Origin of the sequence: Streptomyces sp. NPDC053750 (assembly GCF_044544295.1) — a bacterium.
Taxonomy (GTDB): domain Bacteria; phylum Actinomycetota; class Actinomycetes; order Streptomycetales; family Streptomycetaceae; genus Streptomyces.
On sequence record NZ_JBITXB010000006.1, the window covers coordinates 329,243 to 344,962 of the forward strand.

At 70.9% G+C, this 15,720-nt stretch carries 16 protein-coding genes; 9 read left to right on the plus strand and 7 right to left on the minus strand.

Annotated features, from left to right (window positions below; translation table 11 throughout):
- Positions 1-33: 33 nt before the first annotated feature.
- A complete protein-coding gene (gene ychF / locus ACIGO6_RS19775; RefSeq protein WP_399877721.1) occupies positions 34-1,122 on the minus strand; it encodes a redox-regulated ATPase YchF in 1,089 nt (362 codons plus the stop codon).
- A gap of 182 nt (positions 1,123-1,304) precedes the next feature.
- Here ychF and ACIGO6_RS19780 point away from each other — a divergent pair, with 182 nt between their 5' ends.
- Positions 1,305-1,958 (plus strand): DUF6542 domain-containing protein, encoded by a 654-nt coding sequence (locus tag ACIGO6_RS19780; RefSeq protein ID WP_399877723.1) that lies wholly within the window; start codon positions 1,305-1,307, stop codon positions 1,956-1,958.
- Between the two features lie 35 nt (positions 1,959-1,993).
- Here ACIGO6_RS19780 and ppgK read toward each other — a convergent pair whose 3' ends face one another.
- Both ppgK and ACIGO6_RS19790 read right to left on the minus strand, forming a co-directional pair.
- Entirely contained in the window at positions 1,994-2,761 is a 768-nt protein-coding gene (gene ppgK, locus ACIGO6_RS19785; RefSeq protein ID WP_399877725.1) for a polyphosphate--glucose phosphotransferase, read from the minus strand.
- 29 nt (positions 2,762-2,790) lie between these two features.
- On the minus strand, positions 2,791-3,852 hold the full coding sequence (locus ACIGO6_RS19790) for a 4-hydroxy-3-methylbut-2-enyl diphosphate reductase (RefSeq protein ID WP_399877727.1): 1,062 nt from the start codon (positions 3,850-3,852) through the stop codon (positions 2,791-2,793).
- Positions 3,853-3,968: 116 nt separating this feature from the next.
- On the opposite strand from ACIGO6_RS19790, the gene ACIGO6_RS19795 reads away from it, so the two are divergent.
- From ACIGO6_RS19795 to ACIGO6_RS19805, 3 genes are all read left to right on the plus strand, one after another.
- Positions 3,969-5,342, plus strand: coding sequence for an APC family permease (locus ACIGO6_RS19795; RefSeq protein WP_399877729.1), 1,374 nt, complete (start codon positions 3,969-3,971; stop codon positions 5,340-5,342).
- Between the two features lie 300 nt (positions 5,343-5,642).
- Positions 5,643-6,851 (plus strand): exodeoxyribonuclease VII large subunit, encoded by a 1,209-nt coding sequence (gene xseA / locus ACIGO6_RS19800; RefSeq protein WP_399877730.1) that lies wholly within the window; start codon positions 5,643-5,645, stop codon positions 6,849-6,851.
- Between the two features lie 9 nt (positions 6,852-6,860).
- Entirely contained in the window at positions 6,861-7,112 is a 252-nt protein-coding gene (locus ACIGO6_RS19805; RefSeq protein WP_399877731.1) for an exodeoxyribonuclease VII small subunit, read from the plus strand.
- A gap of 43 nt (positions 7,113-7,155) precedes the next feature.
- Here the strand turns inward: ACIGO6_RS19805 and ACIGO6_RS19810 are convergent, their stop codons facing one another.
- Positions 7,156-7,371 carry a DUF4287 domain-containing protein gene (locus ACIGO6_RS19810; RefSeq protein WP_399877734.1) on the minus strand — a complete coding sequence of 72 codons (216 nt, stop codon included), beginning with the start codon at positions 7,369-7,371 and terminating at the stop codon, positions 7,156-7,158.
- A gap of 266 nt (positions 7,372-7,637) precedes the next feature.
- Between ACIGO6_RS19810 and ACIGO6_RS19815 the strand changes: the two genes are divergently transcribed.
- Positions 7,638-8,228: a malonic semialdehyde reductase gene (locus ACIGO6_RS19815; RefSeq protein WP_399877736.1), complete on the plus strand. Its 591-nt coding sequence runs from the start codon at positions 7,638-7,640 to the stop codon at positions 8,226-8,228.
- Between the two features lie 85 nt (positions 8,229-8,313).
- Here ACIGO6_RS19815 and ACIGO6_RS19820 read toward each other — a convergent pair whose 3' ends face one another.
- Positions 8,314-8,847, minus strand: a complete 534-nt coding sequence (locus ACIGO6_RS19820) for a DUF4245 domain-containing protein (RefSeq protein ID WP_399877739.1) — start codon at positions 8,845-8,847, stop codon at positions 8,314-8,316.
- A 125-nt stretch (positions 8,848-8,972) separates the two neighbouring features.
- On the opposite strand from ACIGO6_RS19820, the gene glpX reads away from it, so the two are divergent.
- A complete protein-coding gene (gene glpX, locus ACIGO6_RS19825; protein WP_399877741.1) occupies positions 8,973-10,004 on the plus strand; it encodes a class II fructose-bisphosphatase in 1,032 nt (343 codons plus the stop codon).
- A gap of 178 nt (positions 10,005-10,182) precedes the next feature.
- Here the strand turns inward: glpX and ACIGO6_RS19830 are convergent, their stop codons facing one another.
- Together ACIGO6_RS19830 and ACIGO6_RS19835 are read right to left on the minus strand one after the other, a co-directional pair.
- Entirely contained in the window at positions 10,183-10,560 is a 378-nt protein-coding gene (locus tag ACIGO6_RS19830) for a WhiB family transcriptional regulator (RefSeq protein WP_399877744.1), read from the minus strand.
- A gap of 104 nt (positions 10,561-10,664) precedes the next feature.
- Positions 10,665-11,372 carry a DUF1707 domain-containing protein gene (locus ACIGO6_RS19835; RefSeq protein WP_399877747.1) on the minus strand — a complete coding sequence of 236 codons (708 nt, stop codon included), beginning with the start codon at positions 11,370-11,372 and terminating at the stop codon, positions 10,665-10,667.
- Positions 11,373-11,572: 200 nt separating this feature from the next.
- On the opposite strand from ACIGO6_RS19835, the gene ACIGO6_RS19840 reads away from it, so the two are divergent.
- The 3 genes from ACIGO6_RS19840 (at position 11,573) to ACIGO6_RS19850 (ending at position 15,577) form a co-directional block, all read left to right on the plus strand.
- Positions 11,573-13,240, plus strand: coding sequence for a fumarate hydratase (locus ACIGO6_RS19840; protein ID WP_399877750.1), 1,668 nt, complete (start codon positions 11,573-11,575; stop codon positions 13,238-13,240).
- A 170-nt stretch (positions 13,241-13,410) separates the two neighbouring features.
- On the plus strand, positions 13,411-14,796 hold the full coding sequence (locus ACIGO6_RS19845) for a class II fumarate hydratase (protein WP_399877753.1): 1,386 nt from the start codon (positions 13,411-13,413) through the stop codon (positions 14,794-14,796).
- 70 nt (positions 14,797-14,866) lie between these two features.
- Positions 14,867-15,577 carry a DUF402 domain-containing protein gene (locus ACIGO6_RS19850; RefSeq protein ID WP_399877756.1) on the plus strand — a complete coding sequence of 237 codons (711 nt, stop codon included), beginning with the start codon at positions 14,867-14,869 and terminating at the stop codon, positions 15,575-15,577.
- Positions 15,578-15,720: the final 143 nt, after the last annotated feature.

The window sequence follows — 15,720 nt, forward strand, 5'->3', positions numbered from 1 at the left end:
GGCCAGATCAGTGACGTGGTGGGACGACAGCCGCTACACGTTGAAGCGGAACTCCACCACGTCCCCGTCCTGCATCACGTAGTCCTTGCCCTCCATGCGGGCCTTGCCCTTGGCGCGGGCCTCGGCGACCGAGCCCGTCTCGACCAGGTCGTCGAAGGAGATGACCTCGGCCTTGATGAAGCCCTTCTGGAAGTCGGTGTGGATGACACCGGCGGCCTCGGGGGCGGTGGCGCCCTTCTTGATGGTCCAGGCGCGGGACTCCTTGGGGCCGGCCGTCAGGTAGGTCTGCAGGCCGAGGGTGCGGAAGCCGACGTGGGCGAGGGTGGCGAGGCCGGGCTCGTCCTGGCCGACGGACTGGAGGAGCTCCAGGGCCTCGTCCTCCTCCAGCTCGGCGAGGTCCGCCTCCAGCTTGGCGTTGAGGAAGATCGCCTCGGCGGGGGCGACCAGGGCGCGCTGCTCGTCCTTGAAGTCGTCGTCGGTGAGCTCGTCCTCGTCGACGTTGAAGACGTAGAGGAAGGGCTTCGTCGTGAGGAGGTGGAGGTCGTGGAGGAGCTCGTTGCGCTCGGTGCCCTGGACGATGCCGTGGGCGAAGAGCGTGTCGCCCTTCTCCAGGATCTCCTTGGCCTCCTCGACCGCCTTGACCTTGGGCGCCACGTCCTTCTTGATCCGGGACTCCTTCTGGAGGCGCGGGAGGACCTTCTCGATGGTCTGCAGGTCGGCGAGGATCAGCTCGGTGTTGATCGTCTCGATGTCGTCCTTGGGCGAGACCTTGCCGTCGACGTGGACGACGTTCTCGTCCTTGAAGGCGCGGATGACCTGGCAGATCGCATCGGACTCGCGGATGTTGGCGAGGAACTTGTTGCCCAGGCCCTCACCCTCGCTCGCGCCGCGCACGATGCCCGCGATGTCGACGAAGTCGACGGTGGCCGGGAGGACCTTCTCGGAGGAGAAGATCTCGGCCAGTTTCGTCAGGCGGGGGTCGGGGACGCCCACGACGCCGACGTTGGGCTCGATCGTGGCGAACGGGTAGTTGGCCGCGAGCACGTCGTTCTTGGTCAGGGCGTTGAACAGGGTCGACTTGCCGACATTCGGCAGACCGACGATTCCGATCGTGAGCGACACGTTGCGACTTCCCGTACGTGAGGATGCGGAGGGGGTTGGTGGGGCGGGCCAGGCAAGGGCCGATCCCCCAGTCTACGGGGTGGCCGGTACCGGCCCTCCCCGGTGCCGAAGGCTTGTTCAAGGTCTGCCCGACGGCGTGTCTGGAGGGCCATTCGGCACATAAACCGACCTAAGTTGGTCCAGTGGAGCAACACAGGACGCGACCTGCACAGTACGGACCGCGACGGGGCCGGGCGCCGCTGCCCCCGCAGGGGCGGGGTGCCGCCGCTGCGGCCCGGCCGGGCGGGCGGACGGGCGGAGCGCCTACGGGTGGCGCGTCACGACCGGGCAACGGGCCACGACCGGGTGGCGGGCCACGGCGGGCCCCGGCCGCGGTGCGGGCGCCCCGGTCCGGGGCTCCGGTGCGTGGGTTCCCGGGCGTGGTGCGCGCGCTGCGGGAGATGCCCAACCCTCGGCTGACGGGGCTGGGCAGCGGCCTGTTCTGTGCGGCCGTGATGACCCTGCTGGGGTTCCTCGATCAGGTGCTGTTCGGCGCGTCCCTGACGGTGTACGGCGTGCTGTTCCTGCCGGTGTGCCTGCTCACCGCGCTCTGGACGCACAGGGGCGACCTGCTGACCGCCCCCGTCGTCGTGCCGATCGCCTTCGCCGTGGGGCTGGTCACCGTGTCCGAGAGCGGGGACGGTCTCAGTGGGCGGCTGATGGGGCTGGTGACCGCGCTGGCCACCGAGGCCGGCTGGCTGTACGCCGGGACCCTGCTCGCGGGCGCGACCGCGCTCGTCCGCCGGATCCGGCTGCTGCGCCGACGGGCCGCCGCCCGCAACCGCCCACCGGCGTGACGGCCGAGTCGGCCCCCGGCTGCCGGTCCGCCGGCTCAGCCCGTGGCGGAGGCTGCTCCGGTCCGCTCCGCCGCCCGCATCGCCGCCCCCACGATCCCCGCGTTGTTCTGGAGCTGCGCGGGGACGATCTCCGCCTGGATGCCCTCGATGTGGTGCAGGAACTTGTGGGACTTGCGGCTGACCCCGCCGCCGATGATGAACAGCTCGGGTGAGAACAGCATCTCGACGTGGGCGAGGTACTTCTGCACCCGGTGGGCCCACTGCTCCCACGACATGTCGTGGTCGTCCTTGACCTTGCTGGACGCGCGCTTCTCCGCGTCGTGACCGTCCAGCTCCAGGTGGCCCAGCTCGCTGTTGGGGACGAGGACGCCGTCGGAGAAGACGGCGCTGCCGATGCCGGTGCCGAAGGTGAGGACGACGACCGTGCCCCGCCGGCCGCGACCGGCGCCGAAGTGCATCTCGGCGACGCCCGCCGCGTCCGCGTCATTGACGACCGTCACGTCCAGCCCGCCCAGCCGCTCACCGAACAGGGCGCGCGCGTCGGTGTCGACCCAGCTCTTGTCGACGTTGGCCGCCGTGCGGACCACGGCACCGCCCGTCACCACGCCCGGGAAGGTGAGCCCGACGGGTCCGGTCCAGCCGAAGTGGTCGACGACCTGTTTCACACCGTCGGCCACGCCGTCGGGGGTCGCCGGGTGCGGGGTCAGTACCTTGCAGCGCTCCTGGGCCAGGTCGCCCCTGTCGAGGTCCACAGGGGCGCCCTTGATCCCGGATCCGCCGATGTCCACGCCGAAGATCTGCATGGCACCACGTTACGGCCTGCGACTGACAGTCACTCCCCGGCCGTACCGGAGCCGCCCGTACCGGAGCCAGCCGTACCGGAGCCAGCCGTACCGGTACCGCCCCGCTGCGCCACGAGGGACGCCGCCTCCTCGCGCAGATCGCGGCGGAGCTCCTTGGGCAGCGAGAAGATGATGGACTCCTCGGCGGCCTTGACGATCTCCACGTCCTCGAAGCCGCGCTGCGACAGCCGCTCCAGGACCTGCTCGACCAGGACGTCCGGCACGGATGCGCCGGAGGTGACACCGACCGTGGAGACGCCGTCCAGCCAGGTCTCGTCGATCTCGTCGGCGAAGTCCACCAGGTACGCGTCGCGCGCGCCCGCCTGCTTCGCGACCTCGACGAGGCGCTTGGAGTTGGAGGAGTTGCGGGAGCCGACGACGATCACCAGGTCGGCCTCGGCGCCCATCTGCTTGACCGCGAGCTGGCGGTTCTGCGTGGCGTAGCAGATGTCGTCGCTGGGCGGCGAGATCAGCTGGGGGAACTTGTCCTTCAGCGCGTCGACGGTCTCCATCGTCTCGTCGACGGAGAGGGTGGTCTGCGACAGCCACACCACCTTCGACGGGTCGCGGACCTCGACCTTCGCCACGTCCTCGGGGCCGTCGACGAGCTGGATGTGGTCGGGGGCCTCGCCGGAGGTGCCGATGACCTCCTCGTGTCCCTCGTGGCCGATCAGGAGGATGTCGTAGTCGTCGTTGGCGAAACGGACGGCTTCCTTGTGCACCTTGGTGACGAGGGGGCAGGTGGCGTCGATGGTGGCGAGCTTCCCGCGCTCGGCCTCCTCGTGGACGACGGGGGCCACGCCGTGCGCGGAGAACATGACGATGTTCCCCGGGGGGACCTCCTCCGTCTGCTCGACGAAGATCGCGCCCTTCTTCTCCAGCGTCTGGACGACGTACTTGTTGTGGACGATCTCGTGCCGGACGTAGACGGGGGCCCCGTACTGCTCCAGGGCCTTCTCGACGGCGATCACGGCGCGGTCCACACCCGCGCAGTAGCCACGGGGGGCGGCGAGCAGGACACGGCGGCCAGGCGAAGCAGTCATGGCACCCATCGTAAGGCCGCGTTCGGCGGGTCAGAGATCGCGTGGGTGCGGCGTCGCCGGGGAGACTGACGGGGACGTTGAGGGGGACGTTCCGAGGCACAGTCCGATGCGCTGGCGGAGGCACGATGTCCGAGACCGGTACGGCGGCCCAGGGGGCCGGTGAGGAACACGCGCTCAAGCGCAGCCTGGGCTTCCGCGACCTGGTCGTCTACGGGCTGCTGTTCATCGCGCCCATGGCGCCGGTCGGCGTCTTCGGCACGCTGGACGCCAAGTCGCACGGCGCGGTGGCGCTGGTGTACGTCGTCGCCACGATCGCGATGGCGTTCACCGCGTTCAGCTACGCGCAGATGGTGCGGGTGGTCCCGCAGGCGGGGTCGGTGTTCGCGTACGCGCGCGTGGGGCTCGGGAACGGGGCCGGGTTCGTCGCCGGCTGGATGGCGATGCTGGACTACGTCCTCATCCCGGCGGTGGCGTACCTGTTCTCCGGCATCGCGATGGAGGCGCTGGTCCCGGAGGTGTCGCGGTGGGTGTGGACGGTCCTCGCGGTGGTCGTCACGACCCTGCTGAACCTGTGGGGGGTGCGCGCGGCGGCCCGGGTGGGGTTCCTGGTCCTCGCCATGGAGATCGTGGTCCTGCTGGTGTTCGTCGTGGCGGCGATCGTGGTCCTCGCGCGCGAGGGTGCCGAGCGCGGCTGGCTGTCGCCGCTGTCCGGGGACGGCACGCAGGGGGCGTTCGCGCTGTCCGCGGTGGTGGGTGCGGTGTCGGTGGCGGTGCTGTCGTATCTGGGCTTCGACGCGATCGCCACCTTCGCGGAGGAGGTCACCGGGGGATCGGCGAAGGTGGCGCGGGCGCTGCTGTTCTGCCTGGCGCTGGCGGGCGTGCTGTTCGTGGCGCAGACGTATCTGGTGGCGCTCCTGGAGCCGGTGTCGTCGGCGCAACTGGCGGCGGAGCCGGAGCGGCAGGGGTCGGCGTTCTACGACGCCGTGGACGCGTCGGTGGGGACGTGGCTGCACGACCTGGTGGCGGTGAGCAAGGCGATCGGCGCGGCGTTCGCGGCGCTGGCCGGGCAGGCGGCGGCCGGGCGGCTGCTGTTCGCCATGGGGCGCGACCGGCGGCTGCCGCGGGTGCTGTCGCGGACGGACTCGGGGGTTCCGCGGGTGGCGCTGCTGGTCTCGGCCGTGATCACGATGGTGGCGGCGGTGTGGGCGGCCCGGCGCGACGACGGTCTCGATCACCTGGTGTCGGTGGTCGACGTCGGCGCCCTGACCGCCTTCACGCTGCTCCACGCGAGCGTGGTGGGCTGGTTCGCGGTCCGGCGCACTGGGGGCCCGGTGAGCTGGTGGCGGCACGTGCTGGTGCCGGTACTGGGCGCGGCGATCACCGTCGCGGTGATCGTGGAGGCGTCCCGGACGGCCCAGGTGGTGGGGGCGATCTGGCTGGCGGTGGGGCTGGTGGTACTGGCGGCGCAGGCACGCGGGAGGCGCACGACGGGCGCGTGAGGCGGGCGGGCCGGGGGCCGGCGGAGGGTGACGAGCGAGTCCGGGGCGCGGGCGGGCCGATAGGGCCGGGCACTGCGCCTGTTCATGGAGCATGCCGGTCAGGGCGGGCGCTCGACGGGCGTGAGTCGGTGACTCCCGCCGCCGCCCCGCCTGACGCGCGCGAGGCGTCGCGGCCGCGGGGCGAGGCAGGGCCCCGGCGCACGGGCGGGCGTCGCGGTGCGTGGGGTCCGGCAGGGCGGGTGGGTTCGGCGGGTGCCGGGTGGGCTTGGGTTGTCGGACCCGGCCGTTACGCTCGGGCGCATGGCTGTTAACTCGACCCCCGAAAGCCCGCTGCCCGTCGGCGAGGTGTCGCGGCTGATCGGGGGCTGGATCGACCGGCTCGGCGCGGTGTGGGTCGAGGGGCAGATCACCCAGTTGTCGCGGCGGCCGGGCGCGGGGGTCGTGTTCCTGACGCTGCGGGACCCGTCGTACGACATCTCCGTGAGCGTGACGTGCTACCGGCAGGTGTTCGACGCCGTCGCGGACGTGGTCGGCGAGGGCGCCCGGGTCGTCGTCCACGCCAAGCCCGAGTGGTACGCGCCCCGTGGGCAGCTGTCGCTGCGGGCCGCCGAGATCAAGCCGGTGGGCGTCGGGGAGCTGCTCGCCCGCCTGGAGCAGCTGAAGAAGGCACTCGCCCGCGAGGGGCTCTTCGCCCCGGAGCGGAAGAAGCCGCTGCCGTTCCTGCCGCGGCTGATCGGCCTCGTGTGCGGACGCGCCTCGGCGGCCGAGCGGGACGTCCTGGACAACGCCCGGCACCGCTGGCCCGCCGTCCGCTTCGAGGTGCGCAACGTCCCCGTGCAGGGCGTGCACGCCGTGCCGCAGGTGGTGCAGGCGGTGAAGGAACTGGACGCGCTGGACGACGTGGACGTGATCGTCGTCGCGCGGGGCGGTGGCAGCGTGGAGGACCTGCTGCCGTTCTCCGACGAGCAGTTGGTGCGGGCGGTGGCCGCGTGCCGTACGCCGGTCGTCTCCGCGATCGGGCACGAGCCGGACAATCCGCTGCTGGACCATGTCGCCGACCTGCGCGCCTCCACGCCGACCGACGCCGCGAAGAAGGTCGTCCCGGACGTCGGCGAGGAGTACGAGCGGGTACGGCAGCTGCGGGACCGCGCGCGGCGGTGCGTGGCGGGCTTCGTGGACCGGGAGGAGCGGGGGCTGGCCCACGCGCTCGCCCGGCCGTCGATACAGGACCCGCACCGGATGATCGACGAGCGCGCCGAGCAGGTGACGGCCCTGCTGGACCGGGGCCGCCGCTCGCTGCGGCACCACCTCGACCGGGCCGACTCCGAGCTGACGCACACGCACGCGCGCGTGGTGGCCCTCTCCCCCGCCGCGACCCTGAAGCGCGGGTACGCGGTGCTGCAGCGGGCCGACGGCCACGCCGTCCGCGACCCCGGTGAGGTGGAGCCGGGCGAAACGCTGCGGGCCCGCGTCAGTGAGGGTGAATTCTCCGTACGAGTCGACGCATAGGGTGAGTGGATGACCAGCGAGGTGGAACAGCCGACGGCCGCGTCCGAGGCGCTCGGGTACGAGCAGGCACGGGACGAGCTGATCGAGGTCGTACGGCGGCTGGAGGCCGGTGGTACGACGCTGGAGGAGTCCCTGGCCCTGTGGGAGCGGGGCGAGGAGCTGGCGAAGATCTGCCGCCGCCGGCTGGACGGCGCCCGCGCCCGCCTGGACGCGGCGCTCGCCGAGGAGGCCGGGGCGGAGGAGGCGGACGGGGAGCTCTAGTCCCCGTCCCCCGCAGAGGCGCCCCGCGGCCCGTGCGCACCGTCTACTTGGCGGTGTCCTCGGCGAGCGTGTGCGCGACCAGTGCGTTCGCGTGTCCGTGGCCCATCTGGTGCTCGGTCTTGAGCCAGGAGACCAGCTCCATGTGCTTGGTGAGCGGCGAGGAGCGGATGAGCTCCTTCCACTCCGCGACGGGGCGGCCGTACTTCTTCTCGATCGACGGGAAGTAGCTGGCGGGACCCTTCACGGTGCTGCTGGCCATGTCGGTGCGCTCCCTGTGTGGATGTGACGCCCGCTGTGCGCGTGACGGTGTTGTCGCCCTCTATGACCGCGCCCGGGCGGCGAAGTGATCGCCATTCCGGTGTGATGCGCATCACTTTGACGATCCCGTGATCCCGCGATCCTGTGAACCGGATCACCACCATCCCGCTTTGGTTGAAGCTTGAACTTCTTTCCCGTAGCGTCGTCCTCGTCAACGGCTCCCCGCGAACCACGCGGAGCCGACGCACGTTCCGAGGAAGATCACGCATGTCTCTCGTTCTTGACCCCGCCGCCCAGGACCTGCTGTTCCGCGAGGCCCGCACCGCGAACACCTTCACCGACGAGCCGGTGACCGACGAGCAGGTCCAGGCGATCTACGACCTGGTCAAGTACGGCCCGACCGCCTTCAACCAGTCGCCGCTGCGCATCACGCTGGTCCGCTCCCCCGAGGCCCGTGAGCGCCTGGTCAAGCACATGGCCGAGGGCAACCAGCCCAAGACGGCCGGCGCCCCGCTGGTCGCGATCCTGTCGGCGGACAACGAGTTCCACGAGGAGCTGCCGCAGCTCTTCCCCCACTTCCCCCAGGCCAAGGACGCCTTCTTCAGCGAGCGCCCGGTGCGTGAGGGTGCCGCCACGCTGAACGCCGCCCTCCAGGCCGCGTACTTCATCGTCGGCGTCCGCGCCGCGGGCCTGGCCGCCGGCCCGATGACCGGCCTCGACTTCGAGGGCGTCCGCAAGGAGTTCCTCGACGACGACCACACCCCGCTGATGGTCGTCAACATCGGCCGCCCGGGCCCGGACGCCTGGTTCCCGCGCTCCCCGCGCCTGGAGTACGACCAGGTCGTCACCACGGTCTGAGACCCCCGACCCGATGACGCACGAAGCCCCCGGCACCGCCGGGGGCTTCTTCACATCCGCTTCCTCACGCCGGACGTCCGCTTCCTCACGCCAGCTTCAGCGCCGCCGCCACCTGGGCCAGCTGGTCGAACGAGCCCGTGCCCGCCACGACCGTGGTCGCGCCCTTCATGTCGTCCGCGTCGTGCAGCACCAGCGCGTCGTACCGCCCGCCCTCGTAGCGGGTCCACGTCCGGCCGCCGATCTCCTGCGTCTTCTCGGTCGCCTGCGCGCCCTGGCTGGCGTCGTCGATGAAGGTGGCCGGCTTCTGCGTGGACTGCTCGATCGCCACGTACTCGCCGTCCGGGGCGTGGAAGCCCAGGTGCCAGGCGTCGAACTCGTCACCCCGGAAGCGGACGGAGGTCGGCTTCCAGTCCTTGGAGAGCCCCTCCGGCGCGGCCACCGGGTACGACGCGGCGCGCTGCGCGGTGAGCAGCTCGACCCGGTAGTCGACCCGCTTGATGTCCGGTTCGCCGTCGTCGTGCGGAATGAAGATCCATATCACGCCGGCCGCGAGCACGATGAGCCCCAGGGAGAGAATCATGTCCCGGGCCGACTTCTGCTTGCCTTGCATACCTGCCACGCCCCCTATCGTCGCAGGTGCCTGATCCGCTCATACGTGGGGTCCCCTGCTCATTTTGTCGGACTGGCGATAGAGTCTGGGCACACCCTCATCCGGCCGTCGTCGTATCAGAAAGGTGCGTTCCGATGACCGAGCATCATCTGCCGTCCGAGCTGGACGTCCCCTCAGAGGCCCCCGACCGCAACCTCGCCATGGAACTCGTGCGGGTCACCGAAGCCGCAGCCATGGCCGCCGGCCGCTGGGTCGGGCGCGGTGACAAGAACGGCGCCGACGGTGCCGCGGTGCGTGCCATGCGGACCCTCGTCCACACCGTCTCGATGAACGGCGTCGTCGTCATCGGCGAGGGCGAGAAGGACGAGGCCCCGATGCTCTACAACGGGGAGCGGGTCGGCGACGGCACCGGCGCCGAGGTCGACATCGCCGTCGACCCGATCGACGGCACCACGCTGACCGCCAACGGCATGACCAACGCGATCGCGGTGCTGGCCGCGGCCGAGCGGGGTTCCATGTTCGACCCGTCCGCGGTCTTCTACATGGACAAGCTGGTCACCGGACCCGAGGCCGCCGACTTCGTCGACATCAACGCGCCCGTGTCCGTGAACATCCGCCGGATCGCCAAGGCCAAGCGGCGTACGCCCGAGGACGTCACCGTCGTCATCCTCGACCGGCCCCGCCACCAGAGCCTCATCAAGGAGGTCCGGGAGACCGGCGCCCGCATCAAGCTGATCTCCGACGGCGACGTGGCCGGCTCCATCCTGGCGCTGCGCGAGGGCACCGGCATCGACCTGCTGCTCGGCGTCGGCGGCACGCCGGAGGGCATCATCTCGGCCTGCGCCGTGAAGTGCCTCGGCGGCACGATCCAGGGCAAGCTGTGGCCCAAGGACGACGAGGAGCGGCAGCGCGCGATCGACGCCGGGCACGACCTGGACCGCGTCCTGACCACCGACGACCTGGTCTCCGGGGACAACGTCTTCTTCGTCGCGACCGGCATCACCGACGGTGAGCTGCTGCGCGGGGTGCGGTACCGGTCCGAGACGGCGACGACCGACTCGATCGTGATGCGGTCGAAGTCGGGGACGGTGCGGCGGATCGACTCCGAGCATCGGCTGAGCAAGCTGCGCGCCTACAGCGCGGTGGACTTCGACCGGGCGAAGTAGCTCCGCCGGTAGTGCGGGGGCCTGCGGGTCGTGAACGACTGCGGGTGCGTCGTGGCTGGTCGCGCCCACGCGGCGGAGCCGCATATCGACCCAGCCCCGCGCCCCTGGGGCATGACCTCCCCGGCGCGGAAAGGGCACCCTCTGTGCGGAGAGGGTGCCCTCTTTGCCTGCCTGCCTCCTAGCCGGCCGCCGCTATGCGGCCCGTTGCGGTGCGGGTCTTCTTCAGTTCCAGGTCGCGGCGGCGGCGCCGGGCCAGGACCACGCGGCGTTCGGCGGCGGTGAGGCCGCCCCAGACGCCGTAGGGCTCGGGCTGAAGGAGGGCGTGCTCGCGGCACTCGACCATGACCGGGCAGCGGGCGCAGACGCGCTTGGCGGCCTCCTCACGGGAGAGCCGGGCCGCGGTGGGTTCCTTGGAGGGGGCGAAGAACAGTCCGGCCTCGTCGCGCCGGCACACCGCCTCGGTGTGCCAGGGAGCGTCTTGGTCCCTGTCCCGCACGGGCACCCGCTGGGCCGGAACGGCAGCTACCTGCAGGGACGAATGCGGCGGTTGCAGCACGGTCTACTCCTGACGACGGCTTCGCGAGCGAGAGACGATGCGTCAAGGCTTACCCGTTGTACGCGTGCCTATGCACTGAGTTTCCAACCGCCACCGGCGCCGCACTACAGATGCTTGCGCACACTCCGGTCGACCTTGCGCTGCACCCGGTCGAGGATGTCCGCGACGAGTTTGCCGCGCTTGGGACGCGCCTCGACGCTGCCCAGCACGGCCCAGCCGTCCACGTAGATGACGGGGGCCTCGGGCTCGGCCGAGTCGAGGGTGTCCACCTCGAAGGAGCCGAGCACACCGCCGCCCGCGCCGCGCAGCGACACGTTCTCCGGGACGCGGACCTCGACGCTTCCGAAGATCGAGAACGCCTTGATCACGACCTGCTGGTGCTCGAAGATCGCCTCGCTGAGGTCTATCTCGACGCTGCCGAAGACCGCGTACGCGTGGATACGGCGGCTCGCCCGCCAGCGCCCCTTGCGGACGGTGCTGCTGAAGACCGCCACCAGATTCTCGTCCGGGTCCGCCGGTATGGAGCCGGCGACGGGGCGGTCGGGGGCCGGGGCGGCGGCGGTGTGGCGCCCGGCGTGCGCGGCGGGCAGGTCCCGCACGAAGACGTCCAGCTCACCGACCGTCCTGGCGGCCAGCACACCCTCGACGCGCTCGGCATGCTCCTCCGCGGTGAGCCGCCCCTCGGCGAGGGCGTCGCGCAGCATGTCGGCGATGCGGTCACGGTCGGCGTCCGAGGCGCGCAGCTCGGAGACGCGCGGTGCGGTGCCGCGCGGTGCCGCGTCCTGCGGTTGGGCGTGCTTCTGAAGGTCCACGGCAGCAGCGTACCGAAACGCGATAGATCGCGACTACCCCTGTGGACGAACCCCTGTGGAAAACCTTGCTCCGCCTACTGAGCCTTACCTCACAAGCTCGCCGTCCGCGGCAGGTTTTACGCTGGTGGACGCTGCCAATGGAGGCCAGCCGTCGTGCTGTGGAATCCAGCCGCGCGTCTGTCGAGTGAGGAATGGGCGAGATGCCTGAGTTCGCGTACACCGATCTGCTCCCCCAGGGAGAGGACACCACCCCGTACCGGCTGGTGACCTCCGAGGGTGTCTCCACCTTCGAGGCCGACGGGCGGACCTTCCTCAAGGTGGAGCCCGAGGCGCTGCGCAAGCTGGCCGAGGAGGCCATCCACGACATCCAGCACTACCTGCGCCCGGCCCACCTGGCGCAGCTGCGCCGCATCATCGACGACCCCGAGGCGTCCGGCAACGACAAGTTCGTGGCCCTCGACCTGCTGAAGAACGCGAACATCGCGGCGGCCGGCGTGCTGCCGATGTGCCAGGACACCGGCACGGCGATCGTCATGGGCAAGCGCGGACAGAACGTGCTGACGTCGGGCGGCGACGAGGAGGCCCTGAGCCGGGGCATCTACGACGCCTACAAGAACCTGAACCTGCGCTACTCGCAGATGGCTCCGCTCACCATGTGGGAGGAGAAGAACACCGGCTCCAACCTCCCGGCCCAGATCGAGCTGTACGCGACCGACGGCGGCGCCTACAAGTTCCTGTTCATGGCCAAGGGCGGCGGCTCCGCCAACAAGTCGTTCCTCTACCAGGAGACGAAGGCCGTCCTGAACGAGGCCTCCATGATGAAGTTCCTGGAGGAGAAGATCCGCTCGCTGGGCACGGCCGCCTGCCCGCCGTACCACCTGGCGATCGTCGTCGGCGGCACGTCGGCCGAGTACGCGCTGAAGACCGCGAAGTACGCCTCCGCGCACTACCTGGACGAGATCCCGGCCGAGGGCTCCGCGCTCGGGCACGGCTTCCGGGACAAGGACCTGGAGGAGAAGGTCTTCGAGCTGACGCAGAAGATCGGCATCGGCGCGCAGTTCGGCGGCAAGTACTTCTGCCACGACGTACGCGTGGTGCGGCTGCCGCGGCACGGGGCGTCCTGCCCGGTCGCCATCGCCGTGTCCTGCTCGGCGGACCGGCAGGCGGTCGCGAAGATCACCGCCGAGGGCGTCTTCCTGGAGCAGCTGGAGACCGACCCCGCGCGGTTCCTGCCGGAGACGACGGACGAGCACCTCGACGAGTCGGGCGACGTCGTCAGGATCGACCTCAACCAGCCGATGGACGACATCCTCGCCGAGCTGACCAAGTACCCGGTCAAGACCCGGCTGTCCCTGACCGGCCCGCTGGTCGTGGCCCGCGACATCGCGCACGCCAAGATCAAGGAGCGGCTGGACGCGGGCGAGGAGATGCCGCAGTACCTGAAGGACCACCCGGTGTACTACGCGGGTCCCGCGAAGACGCCCGAGGGGTACGCCTCCGGGTCGTTCGGTCCGACCACCGCCGGGCGCATGGACTCCTACGTGGAGCAGTTCCAGGCGGCGGGCGGCTCCAAGGTGATGCTGGCCAAGGGCAACCGCAGCAAGCAGGTCACCGACGCGTGCGACGCGCACGGCGGCTTCTACCTGGGCTCGATCGGCGGGCCGGCGGCCCGGCTCGCACAGGACTGCATCAAGAAGGTCGAGGTCGTCGAGTACGAGGAGCTCGGCATGGAGGCGGTCTGGAAGATCGAGGTGGAGGACTTCCCGGCGTTCATCGTGGTGGACGACAAGGGGAACGACTTCTTCCAGGACCCGGCGCCTGCGCCGACGTTCACGTCGATTCCGGTGCGGGGGCCTGGGCTGGCGTAGTGCCCCGGGGTGTCGGCGGGGGACAGGTCTCGCCCCCGCCGCCCCTACCCGTCCCGTCCCCGGGGGCTCCGCCCCCGGACCCCCGCTCCTCAAACGCCGGAGGGGCTGAGTTTCCCCGGAGGGGCCGGGCTTCCCGGAACATCCGCACCGTCCCGCACGCTGTACCCGGTATGAGCGAATACCGCATCGAGCACGACTCCATGGGCGAGGTCCGGGTCCCCGCGGACGCCAAGTGGCGGGCGCAGACGCAGCGTGCCGTCGAGAACTTCCCCGTCTCCGGGCAGCGGATCGAGCGGGCGCACATCGAGGCGCTCGCCCGGGTCAAGGGGGCGGCGGCCAAGGTGAACGCGCGCCTGGGGGTGCTCGACAAGGACATCGCGGAGGCGATCCAGGAGGCGGCCGGTGAGGTCGCCGAGGGGAAGTGGGACGAGCACTTCCCCGTCGACGTGTTCCAGACGGGGTCGGGGACCTCGTCCAACATGAACACCAACGAGGTCATCGCCACCCTCGCGAGCGAGCGGCTCGGCCGGGACGTGCACCCCAACGACCACGTCAACGCCTCCCAGTCGTCCAACGACGTCTTCCCCTCGTCGATCCACATCGCCGCCACCGCCGCCGTCACCCGTGACCTGGTCCCGGCCCTCGACCACCTCGCCGGCGCCCTGGAGCGCAAGGCCGAGGAGTTCGCCGACGTGGTGAAGTCGGGGCGGACCCACCTCATGGACGCCACGCCCGTCACCCTGGGCCAGGAGTTCGGCGGGTACGCCGCCCAGGTGCGGTACGGCATCGAGCGGCTGAACGCCTCGCTGCCCCGCCTCGCCGAACTGCCGCTCGGCGGCACCGCGGTCGGCACCGGCATCAACACCCCGCCCGGTTTCTCCGCCGCCGTCATCGAGGAGGTGGCCCGCGCGACCGGGCTGCCGCTGACCGAGGCCCGCGACCACTTCGAGGCGCAGGGCGCCCGGGACGGCATCGTGGAGACGAGCGGACAGCTGCGGACCATCGCCGTGGGGCTCACGAAGATCGCGAACGACCTGCGGTGGATGGCATCCGGGCCGCGCACCGGGCTCGCGGAGATCTCCCTGCCCGACCTCCAGCCGGGGTCGTCCATCATGCCCGGCAAGGTCAACCCGGTGATCCCCGAGGCCGTGCTCATGGTCGCCGCCCAGGTCACCGGGAACGACGCGACCGTCGCCACCGCCGGAGCCGCCGGCAACTTCGAACTCAACGTCATGCTGCCGGTCATCGCCAAGAACGTGCTGGAGTCGGTGCGGCTGCTCGCCAACGTCTCGCGCCTGCTGGCCGACCGGACCGTCGACGGCATCGTCGCCCACCGCGACCGGGCCCGCGAGTACGCCGAGTCGTCGCCCTCGGTGGTCACGCCGCTCAACAAGTACATCGGGTACGAGGAGGCCGCGAAGGTCGCCAAGAAGGCACTGGCCGAACGGAAGACGATCCGTCAGGTCGTGCTGGAGAGCGGGTACGTCGAGCGCGGCGACCTGACGAACGAGCAGCTGGACGAGGCGCTGGACGTGCTGCGGATGACCCACCCGTGATCCTTCGTGATCGCGACCGCTCGTCGCGATCACCGGCGCGCCGCGTGGCCCGGGCACCTAATATCTGTCCATGGCAGACGGTGAAGCGGTGAGCGCGGCGACGGAGGCGGAGGCGGGCAGCCCGGCGGCCCCGGAAAAGTACTGGGCGCCCGGGAGTCACATACTGTGGCGGTACCGGGAGAACGGCGGCCGGCACATCCACATCGCCCGCCCCGTCACCGTCGTACGGGACGACGCCGAGCTGCTCGCCGTGTGGATGGCGCCCGGCACCGAGTGCGTGAAGCCGGTGCTCGCCGACGGAACCCCCGTGCACCTGGAGCCGCTTCGGACGCGCTACACCAAACCCCGGACCGTGCAGCGCGACCGGTGGTTCGGCACGGGTGTGCTGAAGCTGGCGCGGCCCGGTGAGCCCTGGTCGGTGTGGCTGTTCTGGGACCCGGGCTGGCGGTTCAAGAACTGGTACGTGAACCTGGAGGAGCCGCTCACCCGTTGGGAGGGCGGCGTCGACTCCGAGGACCACTTCCTGGACATCTCCGTCCAGCCGGACCGCACCTGGCACTGGCGGGACGAGGACGAGTTCGCGCAGGCCCAGCGGGACCGGCTGATGGACGCCCGGCTCGCCGAGCGGGTACGGGCGGCGGGGCGTGCGGCGGTGGCGGAGATCCGCGCCTGGGGCTCGCCGTTCGCGGACGGCTGGGAGCACTGGCGGCCGGATCCCTCCTGGCCGGTACCGTCGCTCCCCGGGGACTGGGATCACACGCCCGCGCATGTGTCCTCATGAGACCCTTGATACGCCCCCGGGCAGGAAACGTAGGATCGTCCTCCGCAAGGGAGCCCGGCAGCAACCGGCGGAGCGTGCACTGTGCTTGACCGATCGTCACCGAGGGGCGGCTGGACGTGAGCGAGGGGTACGAGGGCAAGAAC

What these genes read in the sequence shown, in the direction of transcription:
- ppgK (WP_399877725.1), bottom strand. Translation starts at nt 2,761, where the DNA reads ATGCAGATCTTCGGCGTGGACATCGGCGGATCCGGGATCAAGGGCGCC.
- ACIGO6_RS19790 (WP_399877727.1), bottom strand. Translation starts at nt 3,852, where the DNA reads ATGGGTGCCATGACTGCTTCGCCTGGCCGCCGTGTCCTGCTCGCCGCC.
- ACIGO6_RS19795 (WP_399877729.1), top strand. Translation starts at nt 3,969, where the DNA reads ATGTCCGAGACCGGTACGGCGGCCCAGGGGGCCGGTGAGGAACACGCG.
- xseA (WP_399877730.1), top strand. Translation starts at nt 5,643, where the DNA reads ATGGCTGTTAACTCGACCCCCGAAAGCCCGCTGCCCGTCGGCGAGGTG.
- ACIGO6_RS19805 (WP_399877731.1), top strand. Translation starts at nt 6,861, where the DNA reads ATGACCAGCGAGGTGGAACAGCCGACGGCCGCGTCCGAGGCGCTCGGG.
- ACIGO6_RS19810 (WP_399877734.1), bottom strand. Translation starts at nt 7,371, where the DNA reads ATGGCCAGCAGCACCGTGAAGGGTCCCGCCAGCTACTTCCCGTCGATC.
- ACIGO6_RS19815 (WP_399877736.1), top strand. Translation starts at nt 7,638, where the DNA reads ATGTCTCTCGTTCTTGACCCCGCCGCCCAGGACCTGCTGTTCCGCGAG.
- glpX (WP_399877741.1), top strand. Translation starts at nt 8,973, where the DNA reads ATGACCGAGCATCATCTGCCGTCCGAGCTGGACGTCCCCTCAGAGGCC.
- ACIGO6_RS19840 (WP_399877750.1), top strand. Translation starts at nt 11,573, where the DNA reads ATGCCTGAGTTCGCGTACACCGATCTGCTCCCCCAGGGAGAGGACACC.
- ACIGO6_RS19845 (WP_399877753.1), top strand. Translation starts at nt 13,411, where the DNA reads ATGAGCGAATACCGCATCGAGCACGACTCCATGGGCGAGGTCCGGGTC.
- ACIGO6_RS19850 (WP_399877756.1), top strand. Translation starts at nt 14,867, where the DNA reads ATGGCAGACGGTGAAGCGGTGAGCGCGGCGACGGAGGCGGAGGCGGGC.